This window comes from Sphingobium fontiphilum, assembly GCF_014196635.1.
GTDB lineage: Bacteria > Pseudomonadota > Alphaproteobacteria > Sphingomonadales > Sphingomonadaceae > Sphingobium > Sphingobium fontiphilum.
Map to the genome: position 1 here is coordinate 1 of NZ_JACIEB010000006.1, position 14,460 is coordinate 14,460.

A 14,460-nucleotide genomic window follows, 5' to 3' on the forward strand; every position below is an offset into this window, starting at 1 on the left:
TTCGATGCCTTCATGCCGCGCCTCCTTGCCCAGCCAAGGAAATCTGAGGCTGAAAACTCTAGCTCAAAGCGATCCAGTTTTCAGGTGGCAGAGCAGTCGCCATCGGGCGGAAAACAGCCGGTTCTTCGAGGTGTCCAACTCGCACAGCCTCAATAAACCGCACCATCGCGGGATGGTAGCTTAAATTTTTCCGCACATATTATAAATATTTTCTCACAAATTAATAAATTTAACTTCGAAACATCGATATCTTGATCATAAAAATTGTATCAAACTTATATATTAAATTAATTTATTGGAGAAAAATCTCAACTTCAAATATATATATTTTTATATTGTAAAACCCCCCCAACGTACAGAAATTTTATTTAGGTGCCGAAAATTAGCATTGCTATTGCGACGATCATATGGCGGGATTATGCATCTGCAGGCCTTTCCCTTCGGGTAAAACAGGCGAAAGGCGCATTCATGAGTGTTCCAACCCGGGATAGAATTGATAGAACCATTCGAGAACGAGATTGGGGCTAGCAAGATGCGCGAGGCGATATGGTGATGAGGCATGAGTGAAGTATTTTTTCAGTCGCCAATTCTCAATTCGCCATACACCGAGCCTGATCGCCATTGGGAACTGGATGGCAATGGTCAACCAACCAGCAGCATTGTCGGGCGCCGCCGTCCGAGCGCGCTCGTTTCGCCCATCCCCAAGGCCAAGAAGGTCCGGGGCAAGTCCGTGCAGCCCGACTTGCTCGCCGACGCGACGGGCCAGGAATATAATCCGACAGAAGTGATCAACGGTATTCGTTCGTCAATCGAAAGCTGGCGCATATTGCCGGAGAGCCAATGGCAGGTCACGCCGACAACAGCGCGACTGCTTCGCCACTGGCGCACGCACAAGTTCGCCAACCAACGCCCTTTCTTCTGCCAGGTCGAGGCCGTGGAAACGGTAATATGGCTGACCGAGGTCGCGCCACGCTCGTCATCGCAAGGCCGCCGCTTCTGGACGCATCTTGAAGCGGCCAATGCAGCGTCGAACCCAGAATTGATGCGCATGGCGCTGAAACTTGCCACTGGTGCTGGCAAAACGACGGTTATGGCTATGTTGATAGCTTGGCAGACGCTCAATGCCGTGCGCCATCCCAACGCGAAGCGATTCTCGAGAGGTTTCCTCGTGGTCGCGCCGGGCATCACGATCAAGGATCGTCTGCGCGTACTCCAGCCCAACGACCCGGAGAGCTATTACCAGAGTCGGGAGATCGTGCCCGAAGACATGCTGCTCGACCTCGGCCGCGCCAAGATCGTCATCACCAACTACCACACCTTCAAGAAGAAGGACGAAGTATCGCTCAACAAGGTGCAGCAGGCAGCACTGCGCACCACCCCCAAGCCGGAGAGTGACGGGGCGATGATCCGCCGCGTCGCGGGCGAGCTTATGGGGCTCAAAAATGTCGTCGTGCTCAACGACGAAGCGCACCATTGCTACCGTGAGCGCCCACTGACGGAAGAGGAGCAGAAGGCGCTGAGGGGCGACGAACTCGCCGCCGCCAAGGAGGCGAACGAAGCCGCCCGCCTTTGGATTTCCGGGATCGAGGCGGTGAAGCGCGAACTCGGCGTGTCGATGGTTTATGACCTGTCGGCTACGCCCTTCTTCCTGCGCGGCTCGGGCTATCGCGAGGGATCGCTGTTCGGCTGGGTGATGTCGGATTTCAGCCTGATGGACGCGATCGAGTGCGGCATCGTCAAGCTGCCGCGCGTGCCGGTGATGGACAATGTCCCCGGCGGCGATACGCCGATGTTCCGGAACCTGTGGGATCATGTCGGCAAGCAGCTGCCCAAAAAGGGTCGCGGCAGCGGCGCCGGAAAGAAAGGCGGGGGGCTCGATCCCCAGAAGCTGCCCAATGAGCTGCTGACCGCGATCGACGCCTTGTATGGCCACTACGAAAAGACCCACGCGCTGTGGCGCGAAGCGGGAGTCGGGGTCGATCCGGTCTTCATCGTGGTGTGCAACAACACCGCCACCTCGAAGCTCGTCCACGATTACATCGCCGGGTACGAGATCGCCGACGATTACGGCAACGTCACGCCGGTGACCGGCAAATGCCCGCTGTTCCGCAATTTCGATCCGGATGGCTCGGCGCTTCCGCGAATGCGCACGCTGCTGATCGACAGCATCCAGCTGGAAAGCGGCGAGGCGATCAGCGCGGATTTCCGCGACGCCGCGAGCGACGAGATCGCCCGCTTCAAGGACGAGTTGGTCCAGCGCACTGGCGACCGCGCCGCCGCCGAGAAGATCGATGACGCCGCCATCCTGCGCGAAGTGATGAACACGGTCGGTCGCAAGGGGCAGCTTGGCGAAGGCATACGCTGCGTCGTATCCGTGTCGATGCTGACCGAGGGTTGGGACGCGAATACCGTCACCCACGTCCTCGGCATACGCGCCTTCGGCACGCAACTGCTGTGCGAGCAGGTGATCGGCCGGGCGCTGCGGCGGCAATCCTACCAGCTGCAGACCGAGGGGCCGGACGCGGGCAAGTTCAAGGTCGAGTATGCCGACGTGCTCGGCATTCCGTTCGACTTCACCGCCCAGCCGGTGATCTCAAAGCCGTCGCCGCCGGAGAATATGGAGCGCGTCCACGCGATCAGCCCGGCACGCGACATGTCCGAAATCCGCTTTCCGCGGGTGGAGGGCTATCGCACCGAACTGCCGAGCGAGCGTCTGTCAGCGTCCTTTTCCGACGATTCGACACTGGAGCTGACGCCGGAACTGGTCGGCGCCACGGAAACGATCAATTCCGGCATCATCGGCGAGTCGGCTGATCTGACGATCGAACATCTGGCCGACACCCGCGCCGCGACGATCCATCTGAAACTCGCCGAATGGATCGTGAAGCGTCGTATGACCAACGCCGGGGATCGTCCCAATGTCGGCCTTATCATTCAGGCCAAGTCGATCGTGCGGCAGTGGATGGCGAACCATCTTGTCCTCGCTGGCGGCACGCAGCCCGCCCAGCTTCTCTATTACAATATCGCCGACCGCGTCGCCGATCGCATCATGAACGCGATCACGCGCGGTCAGGAGGGCGGCGGCCGCGTCATCGCCATGCTCGATCCCTATAATCGGGAGGGCAGCACCCGGCACGTCAGCTTCATGACCAGCAAGGACCGCTACGAGACGGGCGCGCGGTGCCATATCAACTATGCCGTGATCGACAGCGACTGGGAGGCGGAGTTCTGCCGCGTCGCGGACAGGCACCCGCGCGTGCTCGCCTGGGCCAAGAACCATAATCTGGGGTTCGAGGCGCCCTATAGCGCCGGGGGCGAAGCGCGGCGCTATCGCCCGGATTTCATCCTGCGCATCGATGACGGCCACGGGGACGAGAACCCGCTCAACCTTGTGGTCGAGATCAAGGGGGCCCGCGACGAGGATGACAAGGACAAGGCCGAAACGATGCGCACCCTGTGGGTGCCGGGCGTCAACGCGCTGGGCGAACATGGGCGCTGGGGTTTCGCCGAGTTCACCGATGTGTGGACCATCGCCACCGAGTTCGCGGTGAAAGTAGAGGCATGGCTGGACGAGATGGGTGGCGGAGTCTTGAAATGAGCGAAGAATTCATCCCCACTCTCACTCACGCCACCGAGCGAGACATCGACTTGCTCATCGTGGAGGAGCTTTACGCATCTGACCACTTCGTCGGTTGGATTGCGCAACGGGCTGGAATTCAGGGCAAAATCAGCAGTTCGGTGGTGCTTCATAGCAAGCGCCGAACTCGAAATCGTCGTGAGATAGACATATTCTGCGAGCTGAAAATTAATGATGGTTCCGAGGCGGCGATTCTGATCGAGAACAAGCTTGATGCATTGGAGCAACGCGATCAGGCCGAGAGCTATCGGGAGGAGTTGGCTGTGCATGCCAACAAATATGCAAACCAAGCAATGTTGATAATCTGCCCGGCCGCATATGTTGCTCAACATCGGGTATTCACCGGTAAATTTGATGCGACCGTCACCTATGAAGAATTGGCGCAGTATTTCAGGTCGCGTGAAGAGATGTCTGACGAGCAATCACGACGATACCGCTTTCGACGCGAATTGATCGAGCAAGCTATCAACAAGGCTAGGCGTGGCTACGAGCCAGTTCCCAACCAAGTCATTGGGGACTTCAATGCCATGTATTGTTCAATGCTCGAACAAGCCGCCCCGGAAATCATACCGGGACCGAGCATGCGAAAGCCTGCCAATCCGGATGAAAGTGTTTCCATGATATTCGACGCAGCCGCCTCATTCGCCTCGTTGCCATCTGACCTCAGGCCTCGGCGCTTTGCTCATGAACTCGGTAAAGGGCAGTCTCATCGTGCGAACTATGTGGCCGTGACATTCGCCAACTGGGGACCAGCGTTGTCAGCTTTGCGAGAACTTTTCCAAGCGGATGCGCAGGATATAGGCGCAACCTTCGCTACTAAGCCACCGTCCAAGCGGACGCCCCAGCCTGGCCTTGTCATGAGCTGCCCTACGCCTGCCGCTGATAATCAAACTGATTTTGCGGAACAGACTGCCGTAATTCTAGCCGGAATGACGGCGGCCGATACCCTGCGTCGCTGGCTGCTTGATAACCAGAATATTCTGCGAAAATGGAAAGCTGCGGTGGAGAAGGAGCTTGCACGCTAATGGCCAAGAAGCCTCTCACCGTCGAAACGCTCACCCATGACGAGGCGTCGCGGCGGAATGCGCCGACGGCGGAGCTGGAGGCGTTTGTGCCGCCGGATGTGAAGGCGCCGATCCGTGCCGCCTATGAACGGCGCAACCCCGATCTGGACCCGCAACTGGTGTGGCGGGGCAAGGATGTGGCCGACTGGTCCGACCTGATCGTCGAGGCGCCGCCGCTGTATATTCAGGAGAAGATCCACCCCAAGGCGCTGGTCGAGGATCTGAAGCGCGCGAGCACGCGCAAGGCGGAACCGGAGGCCGCGCCCGACCTGTTCGCCGATTTCAACGGCATCGAACCGGATCAGCGCACCGAATTCTATGCCCATGACCAGCATTGGTCGAACCGCATGATCCTGGGCGATGGGCTCAAGGTCATGGCGTCGCTGGCGGAGCGCGAGGGGCTGAAGGGTCAGGTGCAGTGCATCTATATCGACCCGCCCTATGGCATCAAATTCAACAGCAATTTCCAGTGGAGCACCACCAGCCGCGACGTGAAGGACGGCAAGGCCGATCATTTCAGCCGCGAGCCCGAACAGGTGAAGGCGTTCCGCGACACCTGGGCCGACGGCATCCACAGCTACCTCACCTATCTCCGCGACCGGTTGACCGTCGCGCGCGACCTGCTGACCGAGAGCGGCAGCGTGTTCGTGCAGATCGGCGACGAGAATGTGCACCGCGTGCGGGCGCTGATGGATGAGGTGTTTGGGGACGAGAACTTTGTTTGCGCGATCTCCGCGCAAAAGACCGGGAGCCAATCGGGCAACTTCTTGCAATCCACCAGCGACGATATTCTTTGGTATACGCGAAATAAGACTTTGGCTGAGCGCAAATTCCGCCCGTTGTTTATGAATAGGGAAGGCGATGGGTCATCGCTCTCGACGATCGAGCGCGATGATTATGGCGCTTATCCCCTCACGTCAGACGGGGTTCGCAGCACGAGCACATGCAATTTTGAGTTTGAGGGGCGTGTTTTTCACCCCGGTAAACTCGCGCACTGGAAGGTCATACCGGATGGCTTGGACCGCGTCGGACGGGCAGGCCGGTTGATCGCTCAGAAGACCCAGATTCGCATGAAGTACTTTTTCGACGATTACCCCGTCACGCGGCTCGGTGACTATTGGAATGACGTCGGTGGTGCGACAGACAAAGTTTATGTCGTGCAAAGTTCTCCGCGGATTGTCCAACGCTGCATCCTGATGACCACCGACCCCGGCGACCTGGTCCTCGATCCCACCTGCGGATCGGGCACCAGCGCGTTTGTCGCCGAGCAATGGGGCCGCCGCTGGATCACGATCGACACCAGCCGGGTGGCACTGGCGCTCGCCCGCGCGCGGATCATGGGCGCGCGCTATCCCTGGTATCTGCTCGCCGACTCACGGGAAGGGCAAATGAAGGAGGGCGAGGTGACGAGGCAAGTCCCCGCCGACACGCCCACCTATGGCCGGCTGCGCCAGGGCTTTGTCTACAAGCGCGTGCCGCACATCACGCTCAAATCCATCGCCAACAATGCCGAGATCGACACGATCTGGGAAAGCTATCAGGCGAAGCTGGAGCCGCTGCGCGCGGCGCTCAACGCCGCGCTGGGCACGGCGTGGGAGGAATGGGAGATCCCGCGCGAGCTTCCTTCCCCTTCAGGGGAGGGGCCGGGGGTGGGGTCTCCCGGTTCACGCGACGCTGCGGGTGCGGCGACACCCCACCCCAACCCCTCCCCTGAAGGGGAGAGGCTATTGGCCGCGTGGTGGGACGCGCGCATCGCCCGGCAGCGCGAGATCGACGCTTCCATCGCGGCCAAGGCGGACACCGAATATCTCTATGACCAGCCCTATGAGGACAAGGGCCGCGTCCGTGTCGCCGGGCCGTTCACGGTCGAGAGCCTGTCGCCGCACCGCGTGCCCGCCGTCGATGTCGATGACAGCCTGTTCGACGAGCTGGAAGCCGCCGAGGGCCGCCGCCAGAAGAATGCCGCTGCGGCCGAAAGCGCCGACTTCGCCGAGATGGTGCTGGAGAACCTCAAGCGCTCCGGCGTGCAGCAGGCGCACAAGGCGGATCGGCTGGTCTTCGCCTCGCTCAAGCCCTGGCCTGGCCGCTTCATCTGTGCCGAGGGCACAGTGCGGCAAGCATCGGAGGGCGAGAGCGAGACGCTGGCCGACAGCCCGGAGCGGCGCGCCGCCATATTGGTCGGCCCGGAATATGGCACCGTCGCGCGTGCCGACCTGACCGCCGCCGCGCGGGAGGCGATGGAGGCGGGCTTCGACCTGCTGATCGCCGCCTCGTTCAATTTCGACGCCCATGCGTCCGAGTTCGACCGGATGGGCGCGCTGACCGTCTTGCAGGCGCGGATCAACCCGGACCTGCACATGCCGGACCTCGCCAACACCGGCGCGGGCAATTTGTTCACCGTCTTCGGCGAACCCGACATCCAGGTGCATGAAGAGGCAGACGGGTGCATCAGCATCGAGGTCGCCGGGATCGACATGTATAAAGGCGGCGAGATCGTCGCCAGCGACGCCGACGACATCGCCGTCTGGTTCATCGACACCGACTATAATTATGAGAGCTTCTTCGTCCGCCACGCCTATTTCCCCGGCGCGAACGACCCGTACAAGGCATTGAAGACCACGCTGAAGGCCGAGATCGACGCCGACGCCTGGGAAAGCCTGAAGCGCACCCGCTCCCGCCCGTTCCCCAAGCCCGCCAGCGGCAAGGTGGCGGTGAAAGTCATCAACCACCTCGGCGACGAGGTGATGAAGGTGGTGGGGGTGTAAATGGACAAGCGAAAAGCGACTGCCGCCGAAGTCACAGACGCTCCGACCCTGGCCATATCGCTGCCCAAAAGCGCCCATGCCTCCGATCCGATCAGTTGGGGAACAACCCCGGAAATCTACTCAAGCGCAGGCCTGAAAAAGGTCGCGATTGACAAACATGCCCGGACGGACGAGTTCGAGAAGCGCCTCATGGGGATATGGTGGGCGACTGGGGAAGCACCGGTTCCCTTCTTCTTCAAGACTCGGGACGGCACACTCCGATCGCTCGACGCCGGATGCGTTGGCTTCCTTCTAAACCGTTGGCGCCCGGAGATCGAAGCGATTGAGGCAGCGGATATGATCGTAGCGGTCATTCCAAAAGGTGATCTGCTGACACGATATGCTCCGATCAAAGAGCGGCTGATCGCACTGGTCACAGGTCAAAAATGACCCTTCTCTAAGCCTCGACCTTCACCAAAGCACTGGACCGCCTGACATCTGCCGAGCAGAAGCAGGTGAAGATCACCGCCTTCGACCTGGCGCAGGATGAGAGCGGCAATGGCCTGTCGCTCCACCGCGTCGAGGCGGCGCCCGGTTTCTGGACGGCCCGCGTCAGTCAGGACATTCGGATCGTCCTGCACAAGGATGGCCAGCATACGCTGCTGGCGTGGGTTGGCCATCATGACGACGCCTATCACTGGGCAGAGCGGCGCCGGCTGGTGCCGCATGAACGCACCGGGGCGATGCAGTTGGTCGAGATCGTTGAGCGAACCGAAGAGCGTCTCGTTTACACCAACACGGTCGAGGAAGCGGCGCCTGCGCCTGTCGCGGTACCCACGGGCGCGCTGGCGCGCCCGGCTTCGCGGGGCGACCTGCCCCCGGCAGGCCGCTCGCTCCCGCTACGCCCGTTCGCACAGCTTTCCGACGATGACCTGCTGAACGTCGGCGTGCCCCGCGACTGGCTGGACGCGGTCCGGTCGGCCGACGAGGCCAGCGTCGACGGCCTGTTCAGTTCGCTCCCGGATGAAGCGGCCGAAGCGCTGCTGGACTTTGCGACCGGCGGGCGGTTGCAGGATCACGTGGCGCTTCAGGCCAGCCCGGGCGCCGATCCGTTTGCGCATCCAGACGCGCAGCGCCGCTTCCGGGCGGTCGATGGCGTCGAGGAACTCAAGGCCGCGCTGGATGCACCCTTCGCCCAATGGGCGGTGTTCCTGCATCCCGCGCAGCGCGCTCCGGTGACGCGCGACTGGCGCGGGCCGGCCCGCGTGTCGGGATCGGCCGGCACGGGCAAGACTATCGTGGCCCTTCACCGCGCTGTCCATCTTGCGGGCCGGACGGAGGCGCAGGTGCTGCTCACCACCTTCTCGAAGCCGCTCGCCGCCAGTCTTGCTGGCAAGGCGGAACTGATGACAGAAGCGGCGCCGGACGCCCGCGCTCGTCTGACCGTGCGGGCCATCGATCAGGCCGCCTATGAGCTTTACGTCCGCGCTTTCGGCCAGCCGAACATGGCGACGGCCTCTCAGGTGCGGGCAACGATCAAGGCGGCTATGGATAGCGGACTGGGCGCCGGTCACAGTCCGGCCTTCCTCTATGAGGAATGGGACGAACTGGTCGATGCCTGGGGGCTGCATGATGCAGATGCCTATGCCACCGTTCCACGCATCGGCCGCCGCACACGGCTTGGGCCCAAGCAGCGGGAAAGTGCGTGGGCCGTATTCGCCTTCGTGCGCGAACGGCTGGCCGCCCGAGGCGTCGTGACGACGGCCGATGTCTATGGGCGCCTGACGCGGTGGGTCGAGGATGGCGGACGACTTCCGTTCACGCATGTCGTCGTCGATGAGGCCCAGGATCTGTCGGTGGCTCAGGCGCGCTTCCTGGCGGCGGTTGGCCGAGCGGGCATAGCGGATGCACTATTCTTCACCGGCGATCTTGGTCAGCGCATCTTCCACCTCCCATTCTCGTGGGCGAAACTCGGTCTGGACGTGCGGGGCCGGGCGCAGGTGCTGAAGGTTTGCTATCGGACTTCGCACCAGATCCGCCGCATCGCCGATCGGCTGTTGGCGAGCGAAATCACCGATCAGGACGGGATCGAGGAGAGCCGGCGCGGCACGGTTTCCGTATTCGACGGACCCGATCCTGCGATTGGACTGTTCGATGATGCCGTAGCAGAAGCAGCCAGTGTGTCCACATGGCTGCGTTCGAGATTGGCGGAAGGCGTAGCGGCAAACGAGTTGGTCGTACTGGTGCGCAGCGAGCAGCAACTCGACCGAGGCCACGCCGCAGTGAAAGCGACAGGTTCCGACATGCGGGTCATGACGATGCATGACGCCAAGGGGCTGGAGTTCCGCACCGTGGCGGTCATGGCACTGGATGAGGATGTCCTGCCGGATCCGGGGCGGCTCTCCGGTATCGGAGATGTCGCCGATCTCGAGGCAATTCAGGATGCAGAGCGGCACTTGCTTTATGTGGCGGCGACCCGAGCCAGAGATCACCTGATGCTGTCGGGTGTGGCACCGGGAAGCGAGTTCCTGGATGATATAATGAAATGATACTGCAGGCATGTTTGCAGGCCGGAGAGGCTACGATAAAATTGTGTCGGATGCGTGCGATGCGTGGGATAAGGCAACCGAAAATTAGATGAAACTAAGGATCGCACTCGACCATGCCGATCGTCCAGCCTTGGCTTTGAAATTGGAGCGCATAGCGTTGGCTGATCTTCCTTCCCGCGACCCTATGATCAAGACCAGAAGCCGGATGAAGGCGACCTTCATGAACGGCAAAGAATTCTCATGAGCGAAGAGGGGGCGGAGTTTTATTTCGCGGATGGCCTCCGAGCAGCACTCGGCGATAGTGTAGAGCGGTGGCTGCCCGCCATCATCGAGCAAGGGGTTGTGATCGAGGAGCGCGACGGCGCCTTTCTCCTCGCGTGGCCGACCCAGGAACACGGTATCATCGCATATATTCGCGCGGCCAAGAATGCGAAGAGCAATGCTGAGTTTGTCGCTGCATGGCCCTTCGCCCGGACTGGTAGGGCGCTTGATATCTGCATCAGGTGGTTCGACGGAGATCATGACAATCCAGATATCGTGCTGGCCCATTGTGCGTTCGGTGACGTCGGTTTCAGCGCTTTCGACACCTTCTGCCTTGCTTCCTATTATCAGATGAGTGTGGGGTTGATCGCCGTCCGGGCTTACGTGCATGGCTGGGCCGTAAAATTGGAGCTTCCGTCAACGCAGCCCATAGTCCTCCTGCCGGACCAGGTAAGCGCAAGTGTGCGGGAGGCGTTTGCGGAGCGTTTTGAGCAAGATGGCAAGGTGACCATCGAGACGAAGCAAATGGCAGCCCTCCTTCCGTATCGCAAGGAATCAACGCCTCTGCATGAGATACGGGGTGTCGTGCAGGCCGTTAGCGAAGAGAAGGAAATGCTCAGCCTGTCTTTCATCACGTTAATCGTAACGGTAGCCCGGCAGGACGATGGGACGCCGATGGACATCGAAATCACTGTCAGCAGTGAGGTCTGGCAGGGCGAGTGGCCAAAGGTCGGCAATGCCGTGCGCGGCCTCATATGGCTGCAAGCCATATTTGATGAGCCGTCATAGTGGCGCGCCGCCATGCCTCAACTTTCACCAAGGCGCTGGACCGCCTTACCGCCCTGCAGCAGAAGCAGGGGCAGATTGCCGCTGTTGATCTGACCCGGGAAGGAGATCGTCCCAATCGCGGAGTCATTGTTCTACTCCACCCCCCCGAAATCCAAGTAGAGCGGAACCGGCAAGGTCGACCTTCGGGAGTTGAACCACATTGTCAAATGTCCAGTCAGAGCAACCATGTCTAACGACCTGTCGGCAATCAAAAAGCTGGTGTCGGATGTTCGGGATACGTGGGACGAATCGACCGCTTCGATGACCAAAAATCATACCGAACTGCGCGTGGCCCTCGATCACGCCTATCGGCCTGCATGGGATCTAAAGCTGCAGCGTGTAGCATTGGTCGATCTTCCTGCCGACAAGCCTATGATCAACGGCCCGTTGTTCACCAGCGGAAAGCATCCCTGGCCTGCGGAGGAAGGCTTGCTCGCGGTACCGATTGTTCAACTCGACCTTGCGATCCTTGGTGCCTTATATGGGATCGATCTTGGCAAAGGACTTGTGCAGTTGTGGCACGGCGAGAAACGCCTGACTGCGCGTGTCATTGCGACCGAAGATCTCAGTCCATTCGCAGCAGCCATCACACCATTGATGCCAGGTGAAGCGATGGCGGCCTATCATTTCGAGCTTGGTGCTTATGGCCTGCCGTCATTCGTCAGCAACCCGCATCGCATCATCGGCTATCATGGCCCCTATCTGTTCGGCCCAATGGAGCATGATGAAGCGTTGAATCAGATGATTGCCGCACAATCGACGTCTAAGGTACTGCAAGCACAGCTAAAACGGCTTCGGAAGACGGTTCTGTCTGGGCGAAAACAATTTGCCCAGAATAATCGCATATTCGGCTCGTTCGACGCGTTGCACGTCGCCCCGGAAGATTTGCCGCCAACCCTTTTTTCCAGCATTGACGAGAATCTTCTCAATACAGGAGATGCGGGAATAATAACCTTGCATTATTCGAAATTGGATGAACAGATCATATTTTCGGGATATTTACAAAGTTATTGAACCGGAATATCTCTAATATTCAGTTGGCTAAATTGCTGATATTAAACTTAATTTAATTAAAACTTCTATAAATTATTGAATAATAGACCTGTATTTATTTGGTATATTATATAAATGCGTCTACGTGAGCGGGGCAATGGATGAACAACTCGACGCCAGCGGTATCGCCGCACTGGTACAATCCCCTGATGAGTGTCGAACTTCAAATCCGGCGACGGCTTACCGCCGCCGATGCTTCTCCGTTCATTGCTCATGTCGACCTCTCAGCCGCTGACGGGGATAAAGTTCGGGTCGGACTTCGTGCATTCGCGGAGGGTCGGGCTGCGAACATCGCGCAAGCGCTGACCAAGTTTCCCGCTGCAGCTGCATGGCTGATCGCCTCAGACCTCGCGCGCCAGTATCGAAGCGACATCGCCAGTGTCGTGACCAGTCAGATATACCCTCATATTGCCGCAGCGTTCGCGACCGATCCTATTGACCAAATGCATCGGCAGGAACTGGTAGGTGCGTTCCGCCGCGCGGCCGGGCGCTTCGGCTTGGTACTTCCTCCGCGGAAAACCAATTTCCTCGCCGACTCCTATGTCTGTCAGGCCGGGGCAGCGCGATCCCAGCTACCCGCGCTAGTGCGAGCTTTCCTCAAGGCGGAGGCATCTTTCGGATCACCGCCTGACGAGGACACCCAGCGCCTCAATATGTGGGAAGTCAGGTCGGCACAGACGTTTGCTCTTGGCCTGTCACGCATTCAGAACATCATGGTCTGGGACGAGAGCGCTTTTCATGCCGGCTGCTTTGCGCGTGCACGGCGCGGTGATGTCACTTGGCCACTGGCGAAGGAGATGGCGGCCGCAATCGCCGACATCGAAGCACAGGGCGGAATCGGCGGGCGGTCGATCGACGTCAGAGCGCGCATCGCACTTGTCGATTCCATTCCAGCCATCGTAGCTCCCGAGGGTGGCTCGATTGAAGTCAAGGTTGGCACTCGAACACGGACTGTCGCAGCCGGTCGTTCTTGGGAATTGCCAGCCCCGTGGCCGGCGCGGATCTATACCTCGAACCCCGGCAACCCCGACGAAGCCGGAACTGACCTGCCTTTCTTAGCCCAGCCGACGCAGCGCCGCGTTGATGGTGTTTTCGCTCATCGGGCGCGTGCGCGTCCGGATCGACGGAAAAACGAAGCCGGCCGGACCCGTCGCGCCACGCACCTCCATGAGCACGGCCAGCGCCTGGCGGGACAGCGGCACACGGTGCGGCTTGCGCATTTTCGTCTTTTCGGCCGGGATCGTCCACAGCGCCGCGTCAAGGTCGATCTCCTCCCATCGCGCCTGTCGCAACTCGCCCGGCCGGACGAACACATGGGGAGCCAGTTGCAGCGCGAGCTTCGTCAGCCCCTGGCCTTCGTAACCGTCGATCGCGCGCAGCAGCTCGCCGACACGCTTGGGCTCGGTAATGGCTCCATAGTGCGTGACGCTGGGCGCCGTCAGCGCGCCCTTCAGGTCGCGCGTGGGATCGGAACGCAGCCGGGCGGTGGCGACGGCATAGCGGAAAACAGCACCGGCGAGTTGCAGCGTGCGCCGGGCGCTCTCGAGCTTGCCCTTTGCCTCGATGCGACGGATCGCGCCCAGCACATCGGCCGGTTCAATCTGGTCGATCGGCAGGCGGCCGATGGACGTGTTGAGAAGCGACAGGAGATACTCGCTACGGTTCGCGGTCCCGGCCGCCCATGCCTTCTGACCGTCACGCTTGCGTTTGTCGCAATATTCGGCCGCCAGAGCCGCAAATGTGTTTTCGACCTGGAGAAGCGAACGCACCTTCTCGCGCTGCTTTTCGCGAGCCGGGTCCTTGCCGGACGCAATGAGCTCGCGCGCCTCGTCGCGCCGTCGACGTGCGTCGCCCAGGCTCACGCTGGGATAGGTGCCCAGCGCAAGTTTCTTCTCCTTGCCGTCGATCCGGTATTTCTACCGCCAGAGCTTGCCGCCGGATGGTTGGACCAGCAGGAACAGCCCGAACGCGTCTCCCATCTTGTAGGGCTTGGCCCGCGGCTTCGCGTTCCTGATCGCAATGTCAGTGAGGGCCATATTCCGCCTCCTTCCCATCCGTGGCCCCTTGGGAGGGGGCCAGCCAAATCGGCCTTTTGGCCCCCGGCCCCCAATATGGCCCCCGTCGATCTTTGAATGACCGCGAACGCGCGCGAACGCAATCGGCCGTCGAGTACCGGATTATCGCGCTTTTCGGTGGGCTGTAAAGACGCCTGCGAACGCCGTCGGAGAGGCAAGTGGAGCGGGTGAGGGGAATCGAACCCCCGTCGTCAGCTTGGGAAGCTGCTGCTCTACCATTGAGCTACACCCGCGCGCAGTCCCCTTCGC

The 14,460-nt window shown here is 60.5% G+C and carries 9 protein-coding genes and 1 tRNA gene; 7 read left to right on the forward strand and 3 right to left on the reverse strand.

Annotated features, from left to right (window positions below):
* Positions 1-559 precede the first annotated feature (559 nt).
* The 7 genes from GGR44_RS12385 to GGR44_RS12415 all read left to right on the forward strand — a co-directional run bounded on the left by GGR44_RS12385 (position 560) and on the right by GGR44_RS12415 (position 12,097).
* Positions 560-3,598: a BPTD_3080 family restriction endonuclease gene (locus GGR44_RS12385; RefSeq protein ID WP_183955917.1), complete on the forward strand. Its 3,039-nt coding sequence runs from the start codon at positions 560-562 to the stop codon at positions 3,596-3,598.
* Positions 3,595-4,662: a PD-(D/E)XK nuclease family protein gene (locus tag GGR44_RS12390; protein WP_183955918.1), complete on the forward strand. Its 1,068-nt coding sequence runs from the start codon at positions 3,595-3,597 to the stop codon at positions 4,660-4,662. Before GGR44_RS12385 ends, GGR44_RS12390 begins: the two co-directional genes overlap by 4 nt.
* On the forward strand, positions 4,662-7,466 hold the full coding sequence (locus tag GGR44_RS12395) for a site-specific DNA-methyltransferase (protein WP_183955919.1): 2,805 nt from the start codon (positions 4,662-4,664) through the stop codon (positions 7,464-7,466). The genes GGR44_RS12390 and GGR44_RS12395 overlap by 1 nt, the downstream gene beginning before the upstream one ends.
* Positions 7,467-7,895, forward strand: coding sequence for a hypothetical protein (locus GGR44_RS12400; protein ID WP_183955920.1), 429 nt, complete (start codon positions 7,467-7,469; stop codon positions 7,893-7,895). It begins immediately after the preceding gene.
* Positions 7,896-7,960: 65 nt separating this feature from the next.
* Positions 7,961-9,994, forward strand: a complete 2,034-nt coding sequence (locus tag GGR44_RS12405; protein WP_221214369.1) for a 3'-5' exonuclease — start codon at positions 7,961-7,963, stop codon at positions 9,992-9,994.
* Positions 9,995-10,234: 240 nt separating this feature from the next.
* Positions 10,235-11,044, forward strand: coding sequence for a hypothetical protein (locus GGR44_RS12410; protein WP_183955921.1), 810 nt, complete (start codon positions 10,235-10,237; stop codon positions 11,042-11,044).
* A 225-nt stretch (positions 11,045-11,269) separates the two neighbouring features.
* A complete protein-coding gene (locus GGR44_RS12415) occupies positions 11,270-12,097 on the forward strand; it encodes a hypothetical protein (protein ID WP_183955922.1) in 828 nt (275 codons plus the stop codon).
* Positions 12,098-13,191: 1,094 nt separating this feature from the next.
* On the opposite strand, the gene GGR44_RS12420 is transcribed toward GGR44_RS12415, so the two are convergent.
* The 3 genes from GGR44_RS12420 to GGR44_RS12425 form a co-directional block, all read right to left on the reverse strand.
* Positions 13,192-14,043 (reverse strand): tyrosine-type recombinase/integrase, encoded by an 852-nt coding sequence (locus GGR44_RS12420; RefSeq protein WP_343052343.1) that lies wholly within the window; start codon positions 14,041-14,043, stop codon positions 13,192-13,194.
* Positions 14,044-14,052: 9 nt separating this feature from the next.
* Entirely contained in the window at positions 14,053-14,172 is a 120-nt protein-coding gene (locus GGR44_RS16960; protein ID WP_246344632.1) for an Arm DNA-binding domain-containing protein, read from the reverse strand.
* A 198-nt stretch (positions 14,173-14,370) separates the two neighbouring features.
* Positions 14,371-14,444: transfer RNA gene (locus tag GGR44_RS12425), tRNA-Gly, on the reverse strand.
* Between the last annotated feature and the right edge of the window lie 16 nt (positions 14,445-14,460).

Excerpts from the sequence above, each read along its gene's own strand:
- GGR44_RS12410 (WP_183955921.1), top strand. The coding sequence starts at position 10,235 with ATGAGCGAAGAGGGGGCGGAGTTTTATTTCGCGGATGGCCTCCGAGCA.
- GGR44_RS12385 (WP_183955917.1), top strand. The coding sequence starts at position 560 with ATGAGTGAAGTATTTTTTCAGTCGCCAATTCTCAATTCGCCATACACC.
- GGR44_RS12415 (WP_183955922.1), top strand. The coding sequence starts at position 11,270 with ATGTCTAACGACCTGTCGGCAATCAAAAAGCTGGTGTCGGATGTTCGG.
- GGR44_RS12390 (WP_183955918.1), top strand. The coding sequence starts at position 3,595 with ATGAGCGAAGAATTCATCCCCACTCTCACTCACGCCACCGAGCGAGAC.
- GGR44_RS16960 (WP_246344632.1), bottom strand. The coding sequence starts at position 14,172 with ATGGCCCTCACTGACATTGCGATCAGGAACGCGAAGCCGCGGGCCAAG.
- GGR44_RS12400 (WP_183955920.1), top strand. The coding sequence starts at position 7,467 with ATGGACAAGCGAAAAGCGACTGCCGCCGAAGTCACAGACGCTCCGACC.
- GGR44_RS12395 (WP_183955919.1), top strand. The coding sequence starts at position 4,662 with ATGGCCAAGAAGCCTCTCACCGTCGAAACGCTCACCCATGACGAGGCG.